The 15,113-nt window shown below is 73.3% G+C and carries 10 protein-coding genes and 2 pseudogenes; 8 read left to right on the forward strand and 4 right to left on the reverse strand.

Going from position 1 to position 15,113, the window contains the following annotated elements; translation table 11 throughout:
- Positions 1-27 precede the first annotated feature (27 nt).
- The 6 genes and pseudogenes from coaE (at position 28) to AC1VL8_RS13405 (ending at position 6,474) form a co-directional block, all read left to right on the forward strand.
- Positions 28-657, forward strand: a complete 630-nt coding sequence (gene coaE / locus AC1VL8_RS13380; RefSeq protein WP_483075497.1) for a dephospho-CoA kinase — start codon at positions 28-30, stop codon at positions 655-657.
- On the forward strand, positions 654-1,325 hold the full coding sequence (gene pcp / locus AC1VL8_RS13385) for a pyroglutamyl-peptidase I (RefSeq protein ID WP_483075498.1): 672 nt from the start codon (positions 654-656) through the stop codon (positions 1,323-1,325). The genes coaE and pcp overlap by 4 nt, the downstream gene beginning before the upstream one ends.
- A 198-nt stretch (positions 1,326-1,523) precedes the next feature.
- Positions 1,524-1,988, forward strand: a complete 465-nt coding sequence (locus tag AC1VL8_RS13390; protein ID WP_483075499.1) for a hypothetical protein — start codon at positions 1,524-1,526, stop codon at positions 1,986-1,988.
- A gap of 81 nt (positions 1,989-2,069) precedes the next feature.
- Positions 2,070-4,175 (forward strand): annotated as a pseudogene (uvrB, locus tag AC1VL8_RS13395) (excinuclease ABC subunit UvrB).
- A gap of 213 nt (positions 4,176-4,388) precedes the next feature.
- Positions 4,389-5,429, forward strand: a complete 1,041-nt coding sequence (locus tag AC1VL8_RS13400) for a TerC family protein (protein WP_483075500.1) — start codon at positions 4,389-4,391, stop codon at positions 5,427-5,429.
- Between the two features lie 7 nt (positions 5,430-5,436).
- Complete coding sequence (locus AC1VL8_RS13405; RefSeq protein ID WP_483075501.1) at positions 5,437-6,474, forward strand: TerC/Alx family metal homeostasis membrane protein; 1,038 nt, start codon at positions 5,437-5,439, stop codon at positions 6,472-6,474.
- A 13-nt stretch (positions 6,475-6,487) separates the two neighbouring features.
- On the opposite strand, the gene AC1VL8_RS13410 is transcribed toward AC1VL8_RS13405, so the two are convergent.
- On the reverse strand, positions 6,488-6,781 hold the full coding sequence (locus AC1VL8_RS13410) for a YciI family protein (protein WP_389228459.1): 294 nt from the start codon (positions 6,779-6,781) through the stop codon (positions 6,488-6,490).
- A 56-nt stretch (positions 6,782-6,837) separates the two neighbouring features.
- On the opposite strand from AC1VL8_RS13410, the gene AC1VL8_RS13415 reads away from it, so the two are divergent.
- Positions 6,838-8,007 carry an acyl-CoA dehydrogenase family protein gene (locus tag AC1VL8_RS13415; RefSeq protein ID WP_483075502.1) on the forward strand — a complete coding sequence of 390 codons (1,170 nt, stop codon included), beginning with the start codon at positions 6,838-6,840 and terminating at the stop codon, positions 8,005-8,007.
- Positions 8,008-8,091: 84 nt separating this feature from the next.
- Here the strand turns inward: AC1VL8_RS13415 and AC1VL8_RS13420 are convergent, their stop codons facing one another.
- The gene (locus AC1VL8_RS13420) at positions 8,092-9,552 is read right to left on the reverse strand and encodes a DUF4190 domain-containing protein (RefSeq protein ID WP_483075503.1); all 1,461 of its coding nucleotides are present in this window, start codon (positions 9,550-9,552) and stop codon (positions 8,092-8,094) included.
- Between the two features lie 105 nt (positions 9,553-9,657).
- Positions 9,658-11,484: a glycoside hydrolase family 15 protein gene (locus tag AC1VL8_RS13425; RefSeq protein WP_483076252.1), complete on the reverse strand. Its 1,827-nt coding sequence runs from the start codon at positions 11,482-11,484 to the stop codon at positions 9,658-9,660.
- A gap of 144 nt (positions 11,485-11,628) precedes the next feature.
- Here AC1VL8_RS13425 and uvrA point away from each other — a divergent pair.
- Positions 11,629-14,503 (forward strand): annotated as a pseudogene (gene uvrA, locus AC1VL8_RS13430) (excinuclease ABC subunit UvrA).
- A gap of 28 nt (positions 14,504-14,531) precedes the next feature.
- Here uvrA and AC1VL8_RS13435 read toward each other — a convergent pair.
- Entirely contained in the window at positions 14,532-15,056 is a 525-nt protein-coding gene (locus tag AC1VL8_RS13435) for an OsmC family protein (RefSeq protein WP_483075504.1), read from the reverse strand.
- Positions 15,057-15,113 lie beyond the last annotated feature (57 nt).

The following is a 15,113-nucleotide window of genomic DNA, read 5'->3' on the forward strand; positions in this document are numbered from 1 at the left end:
GGCGCTCCCGCACGGCACGATGGGGTGATGCAGCGCATCGGACTGACCGGCGGGATCGCGGCGGGCAAGTCGGTGGCCGCGCAGCGGCTGGCGGAGCGCGGCGCCGTCCTGATCGACTACGACGTCCTGTCGCGGGAGGCGGTCGCCCCGGGCTCCGCGGGGCTCGCGGAGGTCGTGGAGGCGTTCGGGCCCGGCGTGCTGACCCCGGACGGCGCGCTCGACCGCCCCGGCCTGGGCGCCGTCGTGTTCGCCGACCCCGCCGCGCGCGAGCGCCTGAACGGCATCGTGCACCCGGTCGTCCGGCGACTCGCGGCCGAGCGCGAGGCCGCGGCCGCCGCCGCCGACCCCGGGGCCGTCGTCGTGCACGACATCCCGCTGCTGGTCGAGACCGGTCGCGCGGACGCGTTCCACGTCGTGGTGGTCGTCGACGCCCCCGCCGTCCTGCGCGTCGAGCGGCTCGTGCGCACCCGCGGCCTCGACCGCGCCGAGGCGGAGCGCCGGATCGCCGCGCAGGCCCCCGACGCCGACCGGCTCGCCGCCGCCGACGTCGTCCTGGACGGCTCCGGCGACCCGGAGGGCCTGCGGGCCGAGGTCGACGCGCTCTGGGACCGGCTCGCCGCCGAGCGCCACGACGAGCAGGAGGTCGACACCCCGTGACGACGGTGCTCCTCACCGGGTTCGAGCCCTTCGAGCAGCAGGAGGTCAACGCGTCGTGGGCCGCCGTCCGCGCGGTCGCCGCCGGCTGGGACGCGCGCGCGGAGGGCGCGGAGCTGGTCACCGCGTTGCTCCCGGTGTCGTTCGCCCGCGCCCCGCGGCGGCTCGCGGAGCTGCTCGCCGAGGTCCGGCCCGACCTGGTCGTCTGCGTCGGCGAGGCCGGCGGCCGGTCGGCGGTCGGCGTCGAGCGCGTCGCGGTGAACGTCCAGGACGCGCGGATCCCCGACGAGGACGGGGCGCAGCCGGTCGACGAGCCGGTCGTCACCGGCGGCCCGGTCGCGCACCTGTCGGGCCTGCCGGTCAAGGCCTGCCTCGCCGCGGTGCAGGCCGCGGGCGTCCCCGGCGAGGTGTCGAACTCCGCGGGGACGTACGTGTGCAACACCGTCGCGTACGCGCTGGCCGAGCAGCTCGGTGCGAGCGGGCCCGGCGGTGCGGGCGGTCCGGCGGGTGCGCGGGGCGGGTTCGTGCACGTCCCGCGCCTCCCGGAGCAGGTACCCGCCGGCACACCGTCGCTCGACGTGACGGCGTCCGCCGCCGGCGTGGCCGCGGTGCTGCGGGCCGCCCTGCGGACCACGGTCGACGTCCGGGTGGCGGCGGGCACGCTGGCCTGACGCCGCTCAGCCTGCCGGACCACGTGCGGACACGAGGCGCGAGCCGCCCGGTACGGACTTCTCTCTCGGTTCCCCCGGACCCGGGGTGGCTCCGCTACGCAGATGCCGAGCGCGTGGCGACGACCACCCGGGTGACGGCCTGGCGTGCCGACGCCGGTCGCCGGGTGCGCTCTCCCGGCGGCGCCACCCCTCCCGGAAGTGAGAACCGCCGTGCGTCGTGTCGCGCTCCTCGTCGTCCTGTGTCTGGCCGGGTGCACCGGGTCAGTGGCGCCCGAACCTGCGTCGGCCGTCCTGCGCGATGCGCTGGCCGACGCGCGCGCCGGCGGGGCGGGCGACGACCAGCTCGCCGCGCTGAGGCAGGCGCAGTCCGCCGGGGCGGTGTCGACCGAGGCCGTGCGCGCGGCGGCTCACCGTGCCGTCGGGTGCATGCGAGCCGCTGGGCTCGACGCGCGCTACCACGAGGGCGCGTTCGCGCACGGTGTGGTGGTGCCCGGTTACCTCGTGCACCACGAGCCCGACGCGGACGAGGACACCCGTGCAGAGGCGTGCGACGCGCGTGAGTTCCACTGGGTCAGCAGGGCCTACCAGGTTCAGCCGTCGTCGATCGACGCGTCGGGGCGACTCGTCGAGCTGCATGTTCCCGCTCGGGTCGAGTTCGGGTGACCCGGCCCGTCGGGCCACGCCCTGCGCGAACCCGCTACCCCTCCCGCCGCGCGTGTCAGACCCGGGACGTACGGTGGACGCATGCGTCCCGTGACCGACCTGCAGCGCACCGTCGCCCCGTTCGAGGTGGTGTCCGAGTACACCCCCTCGGGCGACCAGCCGACGGCGATCGCCGACCTCAAGAAGCGGATCCAGGCGGGCGAGAAGGACGTCACGCTGCTGGGCGCGACGGGCACCGGCAAGTCGGCGACGACGGCCTGGCTGATCGAGCAGCTGCAGCGCCCGACGCTGGTGATGGCCCCGAACAAGACCCTCGCGGCGCAGCTCGCGAACGAGTTCCGCGAGCTCGCTGCCCAACAACGCGGTCGAGTACTTCGTGTCGTACTACGACTACTACCAGCCCGAGGCGTACATCGCGCAGACGGACACCTTCATCGAGAAGGACTCCTCGATCAACGACGAGGTCGAGCGGCTTCGGCACTCGGCGACGTCCTCGCTGCTGACCCGGCGCGACGTGGTCGTGGTGGCGTCGGTGTCCTGCATCTACGGCCTGGGCACGCCGCAGGAGTACGTCGACCGGATGGTGACGCTCGACGTGGGCGACCAGGTGGACCGCGACCAGCTGCTGCGCCAGTTCGTGTCGATGCAGTACAGCCGCAACGACATGGCGTTCACCCGCGGCACGTTCCGGGTCCGCGGCGACACCGTCGAGATCATCCCGGTCTACGAGGAGCTCGCGATCCGGATCGAGTTCTTCGGCGACGAGATCGAGGCCATCCAGACGCTGCACCCGCTGACCGGTGACGTCGTGCGCAACGAGAAGCAGGTGCACGTGTTCCCGGCGACGCACTACGTCGCGGGGCCCGAGCGCATGGAGCGCGCGATCGCCGGCATCGAGCACGAGCTCGAGGAGCGGCTGAAGGACCTGGAGCGGCAGAACAAGCTGCTCGAGGCCCAGCGGCTGCGGATGCGCACGACCTACGACATCGAGATGATGCGGCAGATCGGGTCCTGCTCCGGGATCGAGAACTACTCGCGGCACATCGACGGCCGCGAGCCCGGCACCGCGCCCAACACGCTGCTCGACTACTTCCCCGAGGACTTCCTGCTCGTCATCGACGAGTCGCACGTGACGGTCCCGCAGATCGGCGCGATGTTCGAGGGCGACATGTCCCGCAAGCGGAACCTCGTCGACTTCGGGTTCCGGCTGCCGAGCGCGATGGACAACCGGCCCCTGCGCTGGGAGGAGTTCGTCGAGCGGATCGGCCAGACCGTCTACCTGTCGGCGACGCCCGGCGACTACGAGCTCGCGATGTCGGACGGCGTGGTCGAGCAGATCATCCGCCCGACCGGCCTGGTCGACCCCGAGATCGTCGTGAAGCCGACCAAGGGGCAGATCGACGACCTGCTGGACGAGATCCGCACCCGCGTGGAGCGCGACGAGCGCGTCCTGGTGACGACCCTGACCAAGAAGATGGCCGAGGACCTCACCGACTACTTCCTGGAGAAGGGCGTCCGCGTCCGCTACCTGCACTCCGAGGTCGACACGCTGCGGCGCGTCGAGCTCGCTGCGCGAGCTTCCGGATGGGCGAGTACGACGTGCTGGTCGGCATCAACCTGCTGCGCGAGGGGCTCGACCTGCCCGAGGTGTCGCTCGTGGCGATCCTCGACGCGGACAAGGAGGGCTTCCTGCGGTCCGGCAAGTCGCTGATCCAGACGATCGGGCGCGCGGCCCGCAACGTCTCCGGCCAGGTGCACATGTACGCGGACAAGATCACGCCCGCGATGCAGATGGCGATCGAGGAGACCTCGCGCCGCCGGGAGAAGCAGGTCGCGTACAACACCGAGCGCGGCATCGACCCGCAGCCGCTGCGCAAGAAGATCGGCGACATCACCGACCTGCTGGCCCGTGAGGACGCCGACACCGCCGAGCTGCTGGGCGGCAACGGCCGGCAGTCGAGCCGCGGCAAGGCACCCGTCCCGGGCCTGGGATCGAAGGGCCCGGCGACCGCCCGGACCAAGCTGGTCGGCGCGGCCGCGGGCGAGCTCGCGGAGCTGATCCAGGAGCTCAGCGACCAGATGCACGCCGCCGCGGCCGAGCTCCAGTTCGAGCTCGCCGCCCGGCTCCGCGACGAGATCTCCGGCCTGAAGAAGGAGCTGCGGCAGATGCAGGCCGCGACCGCCTGACCGGCCCGGCACCGGTGGGCGAGCGCCGGTCAGCACCTCTGGGACTCATGTCCTATAGTTGCGCTCGCAGTGGAGGGGAGTATCCCGACACGATGCCCCCCGTCAACACGGTCGCCGACGCAGTCGACCCGGGAGCGTCGGCCCGGTCGTCCGGGTGGGAGAGACCTCCGGTTCTCAGTCGTCTTCATTTTCGCCTGTACCGGAGGAACACCTATGTCCGTCGACCTGTGGGTCTGGATCGCGACGGCCGTCGCGATCATCGGGATGATCGTCTTCGACTTCTTCGCGCACGTCCGCACGCCGCACGCCCCGTCGTTCCGGGAGGCCGCGACCTGGTCGGCGGTCTACATCGTGCTCGCGATCGTCTTCGGCATCGGGCTCGGGATGGTCTGGGGCTGGGACCACGGCACCGAGTACTTCGCGGGGTACGTGACGGAGAAGAGCCTGTCCGTCGACAACCTCTTCGTCTTCCTCATCATCATGACGAAGTTCGCGGTCCCCCGGGAGTTCCAGCAGAAGGTGCTGCTGGTCGGCGTCGTCATCGCGCTGGTGCTGCGCACCGTCTTCATCCTCGCGGGCGCCGCGGCGATCGAGCGCTGGTCCTGGGTCTTCTACATCTTCGGCGCGTTCCTGGTCTACACCGGCATCAAGCTCGCCCGGGAGAAGCACCAGGCCGACGAGGTCCAGCACGCCGACGAGAAGAAGGACGGCCTGGCCGTCCGGCTGCTGAAGAAGGCCGTCCCGACGGTCGAGGAGTACCACGGCGACCGCCTGACCACGAAGATCGACGGCAAGCGGTTCATCACCCCGATGCTCGTCGTCATGGTCGCGATCGGCGCCACGGACATCCTGTTCGCGCTCGACTCGATCCCCGCGATCTACGGCCTCACGCAGGAGCCGTACATCGTGTTCACCGCCAACGCGTTCGCCCTCCTCGGCCTGCGCCAGCTGTACTTCCTGATCGGCGGCCTGCTGGAGCGTCTGGTGTACCTCAACAAGGGCCTGGCCTTCATCCTCGCGTTCATCGGCGTCAAGCTCGTGCTGCACGCCATGCACGAGAACGAGCTCCCGTTCATCAACGGCGGCGAGCACATCGAGTGGGCGCCCGAGATCCCCACGTGGCTCTCGCTGCTCGTGATCCTGGGTACCCTGACCGTGGCGACCGTCGCGAGCCTCGCGAAGACGCGCCGCGACAGCGATGCCGCTCCCGCCGTGACCGCGACCGAGGAGCCGGCAGGCACCAAGGAGCACTGACCCGCACGTGGACGTCTCGCCTCTCGTCTGGTGCGTGTCGCTCGGCCTCGCCGCCGCCGTCCTGATCGTGGACGTCGCGGTGGTGGGCCGGCGGCCGCACATCCCCTCGACCTCGGAGTGCCTGCGGTACCTCGGGGTCTACATCGGGCTGGCGGTGGCGTTCGCCGTCGTCGTCTGGGCGGTGTGGGGGGCCGACCCCGCGGGGGAGTTCGTCGCGGGGTGGCTCACCGAGTACTCGCTGTCGGTCGACAACCTGTTCGTGTTCCTGCTCATCATGAGCCGGTTCGCGGTGCCGCGGCAGTACCAGCAGACGGCCCTGCTGATCGGGATCATCCTGGCGCTGGTGTTCCGCGGGGCGTTCATCGCCGCGGGCGCCGCGGTGATCGCGAGCTTCAGCTGGGTGTTCTACCTGTTCGGCGCGTTCCTGGTGTGGACGGCCGTGAAGGTCGCGCGCGAGGGCGTCGGCGAGGACGAGGAGTCCGGCGAGGACTACCGCCCGCCGGCCCTCGTGCGCGTCGTCCAGCGGTTCCTGCCGACGACGGACGGCTACCACGGCGTCCGCCTCACCGCGCAGGTCGACGGCCGCCGGCACGTGACGCCGATGCTGCTCGTGCTCGTGGCCATCGGGGCGACGGACCTGCTGTTCGCGTTCGACTCGATCCCCGCGGTGTTCGGCCTCACGCAGGAGCCGTACCTGGTCCTCATGGCGAACGTGTTCGCGCTGATGGGGCTACGGCAGCTGTACTTCCTGCTCGGCGGCCTGCTGACCCGGCTGCGCTACCTCAACATCGGGCTCGGCGTGCTGCTCGGGTTCATCGGCGTGAAGCTCGTGCTCCAGGCCCTGCACGAGAACACGCTGCCGTTCCTCAACGGCGGCGAGTCCGTCGAGTGGGCCCCGGAGCTGCCGTCGTGGGTCTCGCTCGCCGTGATCGTCGTGACGCTGGGCGTCACCGCGGTGACCAGCATCGCGGCGTCCCGCCGGGACGAGCGCCGGGCGCCGGCCGAGGCCGGGCACGCGGACGAGGTCGACGCCCGCCGCCCCTGAGGGCTCGGGCCCGTCAGCCCGCGGTACCGGCCCAGGGGCCGATGACGAGCGTCCACGGCCGCACCTCGACGTCGGCGATCACGCCGGCGCGCGCGAACGGGTCGTCCGCGAGCAGCGCGTCGAGGGTGCCCCGGTCCGGGACGTCGAACACCAGCAGGGCGCCGGGTGCCCCGTCGGCGAACGGGCCCGACCCCAGCAGGAGGCCGCGCGCGGCGACCCCGGTGAGGTAGTCGCGGTGCTCGGGGCGGACCTCGGCCTGGAGGTCGGCGCGCTGGTCGTAGGTGTACCGGACGGCGTAGGTGGGCATGGGCGCCATCATGCCGGACGACGCGCGCTCGCCGGGTGCGGTGGGAGAGTGGCCGCATGACCGCCACGTCCTCCCGCCGCACGCTGCTGACCGACGAGGTGCTCGCCCGGATCGCCGGGCGCGCCCCCGTCCACGACCGCGAGAACACGTTCCCGCACGAGGACCTCGCGGACCTGCGGGCGCTCGGCTACCTGACGGCGTTCGTCCCGGAGCGTCTCGGCGGTGCGGGCCTGTCGCTGGAGGAGGTCGCCCGCGAGCAGGTCCGGCTCGCGGGTGCGGCCCCGGCCACGGCGCTGGCGGTGAACATGCACCTCGTCGTGACCGGCATGGCCGCGGTCCTCGCCGCCCGCGGCGACGACTCCCTGGAGGCGGTGCTCCGGGACGCGGCCGCGGGCGAGGTGTACGCGTTCGGCAACTCGGAGGCCGGCAACGACCTGGTGATGTTCGGGTCCCGGACCCGCGCCGAGCGGCAGGACGACGGCGGCTACCGGTTCTACGGGACGAAGATCTTCACCTCGCTGTCGCCGGTGTGGACGCGGCTGGCGACGTTCGGGCTCGACGCGGACCACCCCGACGGCCCGCGGCTGGTGCACGCCGTGGTGGCGCGGTCGGACGGCGGCGCGACGTCGAAGGACGACTGGGACACCCTCGGCATGCGCGCCACGCAGAGCTGCACCACCGTGCTCGACGGCGCGTACGCCCCCGCCGACCGGGTGGTCCGCGCGCTGCCGCCCGGCCCGAGCGCGGACCCGTACGTGTTCGCGCTGTTCGCGGTGTTCGAGGTGCTGCTCGCCGCGGTCTACACGGGCATCGGCCGGCGCGCGCTGGAGCTCGCGGTCGCGGCGGTGCACCGGCGGACGTCCCTGAAGCACGACGGCCGGCCCTACGCGCAGGACCCGGACATCCGGTGGCGGGTGGCGTCCGCGGCGATCGCGCAGGACGGCATCGAGCCGCAGGTGTGGTCGTTGGCCCGGGACGTGGACGAGCAGGCCGACCACGGGGCGCGCTGGTTCAGCCTGCTCGTCGGGCTGAAGGTGCGCGCGACCGAGACGGCGCGGGACGTCGTCGACAAGGCCGTGCGGGTGTCCGGCGGCGGGACCTACTTCGCGGGGAACGAGCTCGGCCGCCTGTACCGCGACGTGCTCGCCGGGATGTTCCACCCGTCCGACGACGAGTCCGCGCACGGGACCGTCGCGGCCGCGTGGCTGGGACCGCTGGCCGACTGACCGGCGCGCCCGGCATGACGAAGGCCCCGGGACGGTGCGTCCCGGGGCCCGCGTCGTGGCGTGCTGTGGTGCCGTGCTCGGGGATCAGCCCGCCGCGGCGAGCTCCTCCTCGCAGCTGGCCGCGAACTCGACCCGGTTCCCGCAGGTGATGCCGAAGTCCTCGTACGCCGAACCGGCCGGGGACTCCCAGTACAGGTTGTCGCACGCGGCGCCGTCGCCGGCGGCGCACGCGTCCCACATCACGTCCAGCTCGGGGTCGGTGCCGTAGCCGTCGCCCGTCGCGGTGCCGGAGTCCTCGGTGCCCGGGTCCTCGGTCGCCGGGTCCTCGGTGAGGCCCGAGTCGCAGTACGTCGTGCCGTCCGCGGTGCCGGCGCAGGTGCGGCCGAACTCCTCGTACTCGGAGCCGCCGGGGGCGGAGGAGTACAGCTCGTCGCACGCCGCGCCGTCGCCGGCCTCGCAGGCGTCCCACAGCGTGTCGAGCTCGGCGTTGTCGCCGTACGTGAAGCCGTCCTCGAGGCCGGTGCAGGACACGGTCCCGTCGGTGCGGCCGCCGCAGGTCAGGCCGAACTCCTCCTCGTCGGAACCGACGTCCGAAGTGCGGTACAGGTCGTCGCACGCCGCCATGTCGCCCGACGCGCAGCTGTCGCGCAGGTCGTCGATGCGGTCGTTCGCCGCCGAGATGCCGAGGATGATCGCGACCGTGAGCCCGATGGTGGCGAGGATCGCCAGGCCGCCGAGCACGATGCCCGCGATCGCGAAGCCCCTGCCCTGGGTGCCGTTCTGCTTGGTGCGGCGCAGGCCGAGCACGCCGAGGACGATCGGGATCAGGCCCATGCCGAGGATGCCGGTGACGAGCGCCGCGATCGACACCCCGTCCGTGGTCGACGCGGGCGGCGGCCCGGGGTACTGGCCGGGGGAGTACGGGGCGGCGCCGTAGGGCGTGCCGGGGGGCGGGTAGCCGCCGCCCTGGCCGTAGCCGCCGGGCTGGGGGCTGCCGGGCTGGGACGTGCCGGGCTGCGGGTAGCCCTGCGGGCCGGTGCCGGCGGACGCGCCCGCCGCGGGTGCGCCGTACGGGCTGCTCGCGGGCTGGTCGGCGTCGGAGGCGGCGGGCGCGGCGCCCGGGGCGGGCTGTGGCGCCCACGGCTGGCCGGCGGCGGGCTGGCCCGGCGCGGGCTGCGGCGCCCACGGCTGGCCCGGACCGGGCTGACCCGAGGAGGACGGCGCGGGCTGGCCGGGGCTCGGCCAACCGGCGGAGCCCGTGGGCTGGCCGGGGCTCGGGTACCCCGCGGTGGGGTACGCCTGCGTCGGGGTGTCGCCCGTGCGCGGGAACGCCTGCGTGGGGGCGTCCTGCGTCGGGTACGCCTCGGTCGGCGTGGTGCTCGAGGGCACCTCGTAGCCGGAGGGCGCGGGACCGGTGGCTCCGGTGGCCTCGTACCCGGAGGGCGCCGGGGCGGCGGGCGGCTCGGTGCCCTGGTCCGGGGCGGGCCGCGCGGCGCCGTCCGGCTCCTGGCCGGGCTCCGGCGTGGCGGTGCCGTCGTTCGACATGGATGTCCCTTCGCGTGATGTGCAGATCCTGTGCGTCACTATGGCAGAAGCGGTCAACGCCGGACGGATGCGTCCATACCGGTCAGGGCCGTCCGGGGCGCCGCGTCACCCGTCCGTGGCGGCGTCGTGGCTCTGCACCGCCCGCACCAGCGCGAGGTGGGACAGCGCCTGCGGCAGGTTGCCGATCATCTGCCGGGTCGCCGGGTCGTACTCCTCCGCGAGCAGGCCGACGTCGGTGGCCAGACCGGTGAGCACGTCCAGCACCCGCGTGGACCCCGCGACGTCCCCCTGCCGCGCGAGCGCGTCGGCCAGCCACCCGGTGCAGGCCAGGAACGGGTGCTCCGTGCCGCGCAGCCCGTCGTCGGTGCGGTCCGTCCGGTAGCGCAGCAGCAGACCGGGGGCGACCTCGAGCTCGGCGCGCACCGCCGCCACGGTGCTGACCAGCCGCGGGTCGTCGGCCGGCAGGAACCCGACCAGCACCAGCTGCAGCAGCGACGCGTCCGTGTGGGTCGCGCCGTAGTGCTGCACGAACGTGCCCCGGTCGGCGTCCCAGCCGTGCGCGAGGACGTCGGCGTGCACGGCGTCCCGCTCCGCGCGCCAGCGCTCGACGGGGCCCGGCAGCCCGTGCTCCTCGATGGCGCGCACCGCGCGGTCGAACGCGACCCAGGCCATCACCTTCGAGTGCGTGAAGTGCCGGGGACCTCCGCGGACCTCCCAGATCCCGCTGTCGGGGCTGCGCCAGGTGCGGCAGAGGTGGTCGACGAGGTGCCGCTGCAGCGACCAGGAGTCGGCGCCCTCGGCGACGCCCGCTGCCCGGGCGAGGTGCAGGGCGGCCATCACCTCGCCGAGCACGTCGTTCTGCACCTGCCCGACCGCCGCGTTGCCGACCCGCACCGGCCGCGAGCCCGCGTACCCGGGCAGGTGGTCGAGCGTGCGCTCGGGCAGGTCCCGGCTGCCGTCGGCGCCGTACATGATCTGGATGTCCGCGGGGTCGCCCGCGACTGCGCGCAGCAGCCACTGCCGCCACGCCTGCGCCTCGTCGCGGTAGCCGTGCTCGAGCAGCGCCTCGAGCGTCATGGCCGCGTCGCGCAGCCAGCAGTACCGGTAGTCCCAGTTCCGCTCGCCCCCCGGGTCCTCGGGCAGCGACGTCGTGGCCGCCGCGACGATCCCGCCGGTCTGCTCGTCGGTGAGCAGCCGCAGCACCAGCAGCGACCGGACCACCGCGTCGCGGTACGTGCCCGTGTACCGGGACGCGCGCGCCCACCGGCCCCAGCGCTCCTCGGTGGCCTCGATCCGGTGCGCGCCCCGCGGCGCCCGCGGCACCGGCTGCCAGGACGGTACCCAGGTCTGGGCCAGCTCGACGGACCCGCCCTCGTCGAGCGTGAAGGCGTCGGTGTGCGCGCGGCCGTACGGGCGGGGCAGCCGGTCGCCGCGGAGCACGACGCTGTCCGGGCCCGCCACGGCGCGGATGACCTCGACGCCGTCGGGGTCCCGCACCCGGTGCACCCACGGCTCGACCCGGCCGTACCCGAACCGGACCACCCACTCGTGCCGGACGCGCACGGTGCCGCGGGTCGCGGTCACCCGGCGGACCAGGTCGCAGCGGTCGTCGCCCAGCGGCATCGCGTCGAGCAGCACCGCCGTGCCGGTGGGCGTCTCGACCGTGGTCTCGAGCACGAACGAGTCGCCGAGGTACCGGCGCGTCACGCGGGTCGCGTCCTCGACCGCCAGCAGCCAGCGCCCGTGCTCCGGGCGCCCGAGCAGCGCGGCGAAGCACGCGGGGGAGTCGAACCGCGACGGGCACAGCCAGTCGACCGACCCGGCGCGGGACACGAGCGCGGCGGTGCGGCCGTCACCCAGGACGGCGTAGTCGCCGATGGGGGTGGGCGTCGGGCCGGCTCCCGTCGCGGGCGGGGGCGTGGGCTGCGTCACGGACGGCGGGGACGCGGACGGTGCGGTCACCGCCTCATCATGCGGTGACCAGCCGTGCCGCCGCACGGGAGAGGTCCCGGGGCCGCCCGTCGGGCCGTGCGCACCGTTCGAACACATGTGCGCCTGTCGGTGGTCGGCCGTAGCATGGCGCGCGTGAACGATCGACTGGTGGTCCAGGGGGCCCGCGAGCACAACCTGCGCAACGTCGACCTGGATCTGCCCCGGGACAGGCTCATCGTCTTCACGGGGTTGTCCGGGTCCGGCAAGTCGTCGCTGGCCTTCGACACGATCTTCGCGGAGGGGCAGCGGCGGTACGTCGAGTCGCTGTCCGCGTACGCGCGGCAGTTCCTCGGCCAGATGGACAAGCCCGACGTCGATTTCATCGAGGGCCTGTCGCCCGCGGTGTCGATCGACCAGAAGTCGACCAACCGCAACCCGCGGTCGACGGTCGGCACCATCACCGAGGTCTACGACTACCTGCGCCTGCTGTTCGCCCGCGCGGGGACGCAGCACTGCCCGGTGTGCGGTGAGCGCGTGACCGCGCAGACGCCGCAGCAGATCGTCGACCGGCTGCTCGAGCTGCCCGAGGGCACCCGGTACCAGGTGCTCGCGCCGGTGGTCCGCGGCCGCAAGGGCGAGTACGCCGACCTGTTCGAGGAAGCTCCAGGCCAAGGGCTTCGCCCGTGCCCGCGTGGACGGCGAGGTCGTCCAGCTGGCCGAGCCCCCGACGCTCGAGAAGAAGCTCAAGCACGACATCGAGGTCGTCGTCGACCGCCTGGTCGCCCGCGAGGGCGTGCAGCGCCGGCTGACCGACTCGGTGGAGACCGCCCTCGGCCTCGCCGGCGGCCTGCTGGTGGTCGAGATGGTCGACGCCGACGCGGACGACCCGGAGCGCGAGCGCCGGTTCTCCGAGAACCGCGCGTGCCCGAACGACCACCAGCTCACGCTGGAGGAGATCGAGCCCCGGACGTTCTCGTTCAACGCGCCGTACGGCGCCTGCCCCGAGTGCACGGGCCTCGGCTCGCGCCTCGAGGTCGACCCCGAGCTGATCGTCCCCGACGAGGACCTGTCGCTGCGCGACGGGGCCGTGGCGCCGTGGGCCCAGATCTCCTCGGAGTACTTCGAGCGGGTGCTGACCGCGCTGGCCGACGACCTCGGCTTCTCGATGGACGTGCCGTGGCGCGCCCTGCCGGAGCGCGCCAAGCTCGCCGTGCTGCACGGCGAGAACCACAAGGTGCACGTCAAGTACAAGAACCGCTGGGGCCGTGAGCGGCAGTACTCCACCGGGTTCGAGGGCGTCATCACGTTCCTCGAGCGCCGCCACGCGGAGACCGACTCCGAGTGGAGCAAGGAGAAGTACGAGGCCTTCATGCGCGAGGTGCCGTGCCCCGTGTGCGAGGGCACCCGCCTCAAGCCCGAGGTGCTGGCCGTGCTCGTCGGCGGCAAGTCGATCGCCGACGTCTGCGCGCTGCCGATCCGCGAGGCCCGCGACTTCCTCGACACGCTCGAGCTCGGCGTGCGCGAGCGGCAGATCGCGGAGCAGGTGCTCAAGGAGATCCAGGCCCGCCTCGGCTTCCTGCTCGACGTCGGCCTCGACTACCTGTCGCTGATGCGGGCCGCCGGCACGCTGTCCGGCGGCGAGGCCCAGCGCATCCGGCTCGCCACGCAGATCGGCTCCGGCCTGGTCGGCGTGCTCTACGTGCTGGACGAGCCGAGCATCGGCCTGCACCAGCGCGACAACCGCCGCCTCATCGACACGCTCACCCGGCTGCGGGACCTCGGCAACACGCTGATCGTCGTCGAGCACGACGAGGACACCATCCGCACCGCGGACTGGATCGTCGACGTCGGCCCCGGCGCGGGCGAGCACGGTGGCCGGGTCGTGCACTCCGGGGACCTGCAGGGCCTGCTCGACTCCCGCGAGTCCGTGACGGGCGCGTACCTGTCGGGGCGTCGGCAGATCCCGATGCCCGCGAAGCGCCGCAAGGTCGACAAGAAGCGCCAGGTCACCGTGCACGGCGCCCGCGAGCACAACCTGCAGAACGTGGACGTCTCGTTCCCGCTCGGCACGTTCACCGCGGTCACCGGCGTCTCCGGCTCCGGCAAGTCCACCCTGGTGAACTCGATCCTCTACACCGTGATGGCCAACGAGCTGAACGGCGCCCGCCGCGTGGCCGGCCGGCACAAGCGGATCACCGGCCTCGACCAGCTCGACAAGGTCGTGCACGTCGACCAGGGCCCGATCGGCCGCACCCCGCGGTCCAACCCCGCGACGTACACGGGCGTGTGGGACCGGATCCGCAAGCTGTTCGCGGAGACCACCGAGGCCAAGGTCCGCGGCTACACCGCCGGGCGGTTCTCGTTCAACGTCAAGGGCGGACGCTGCGAGGCGTGCTCGGGCGACGGCACCCTGAAGATCGAGATGAACTTCCTGCCGGACGTCTACGTCCCCTGCGAGGTCTGCCACGGCGCGCGCTACAACCGCGAGACGCTCGAGGTGCACTTCAAGGGCAAGACCGTCGCCGAGGTGCTGGACATGCCGATCGAGGAGGCCGCGGAGTTCTTCGCCGCGGTGCCCGCCATCGCCCGGCACCTGACCACGCTCGTCGACGTCGGCCTCGGGTACGTGCGGCTCGGCCAGCCGGCGCCGACCCTGTCCGGCGGCGAGGCGCAGCGCGTCAAGCTCGCGACCGAGCTGCAGCGCCGCTCGACCGGGCGCACGGTCTACGTGCTGGACGAGCCGACCACCGGCCTGCACTTCGAGGACATCCGCAAGCTCCTCGGCGTGCTCCAGGGCCTGGTCGACAAGGGCAACAGCGTCATCGTCATCGAGCACAACCTCGACGTCATCAAGAACGCCGACTGGGTCATCGACATGGGGCCCGAGGGCGGCTCCGGTGGCGGCACGGTCGTCGCGCAGGGCACGCCGGAGCAGATCGCGCGGGTCGCGGCCAGCCACACCGGCACGTTCCTCGCCGAGGTGCTCGACGACCCCGCCCAGGAGCGCGTGAGCGCCTGACCCCGCGTCGGTCGGCGGCGGTCCGGCGTCAGGCCGGGTCGGTGCCCGTGGTCTCCAGGACCGCGGGCGCCGGCTCGGTCAGCACCGGGAACGTCACCGACCGCGCGATGAAGCAGTGCTCGTGCGCCCGGCGGTGCAGGTCCGCGAGCTGGGCGTCCAGCCCGGCTCCGCCCGGTGCCCCCGGGACGGACGCCCCGGCCCGCACCGTCACCGCGGGTCGCAGGATCACCTCGGTGAACTGCCCGTGCCCCGCCGCCTCGACCCGCATGGTCCCGGTGGCCCGGTCGGCGTAGCCGACGACGACGACGCCCGACGTGGCGGCGAAGTGGAGGAACCAGAGCATGTGGCACTCGGACAGCGACGCGACGAGCAGCTCCTCGGGGTTGTGCCGCGTCGGGTCGCCGCGGAACGCCGGGTCCGCGGACCCGAGGACCGTCGGCTTCCCGGCCACGCGGATCTCGTGGTCGCGGCCGTACGTCGCGTACCCCGTGGTGCCGGAGTCGCCGGCCCCGGTCCAGACGACGTCGGCGGCGTACTGGTGCAGGAGTCCCATCGGCCCACGGTACCGACGTCCCGCGCGCGTCGGGGCGGCGGGCCCGAACTACGGTGG

The organism is Cellulomonas sp. KU4C, from assembly GCF_056868065.1.

What these genes read in the sequence shown, in the direction of transcription:
- coaE (WP_483075497.1), top strand. Translation starts at nt 28, where the DNA reads ATGCAGCGCATCGGACTGACCGGCGGGATCGCGGCGGGCAAGTCGGTG.
- AC1VL8_RS13400 (WP_483075500.1), top strand. Translation starts at nt 4,389, where the DNA reads ATGTCCGTCGACCTGTGGGTCTGGATCGCGACGGCCGTCGCGATCATC.
- AC1VL8_RS13410 (WP_389228459.1), bottom strand. Translation starts at nt 6,781, where the DNA reads ATGCCCACCTACGCCGTCCGGTACACCTACGACCAGCGCGCCGACCTC.
- AC1VL8_RS13415 (WP_483075502.1), top strand. Translation starts at nt 6,838, where the DNA reads ATGACCGCCACGTCCTCCCGCCGCACGCTGCTGACCGACGAGGTGCTC.
- AC1VL8_RS13420 (WP_483075503.1), bottom strand. Translation starts at nt 9,552, where the DNA reads ATGTCGAACGACGGCACCGCCACGCCGGAGCCCGGCCAGGAGCCGGAC.
- AC1VL8_RS13435 (WP_483075504.1), bottom strand. Translation starts at nt 15,056, where the DNA reads ATGGGACTCCTGCACCAGTACGCCGCCGACGTCGTCTGGACCGGGGCC.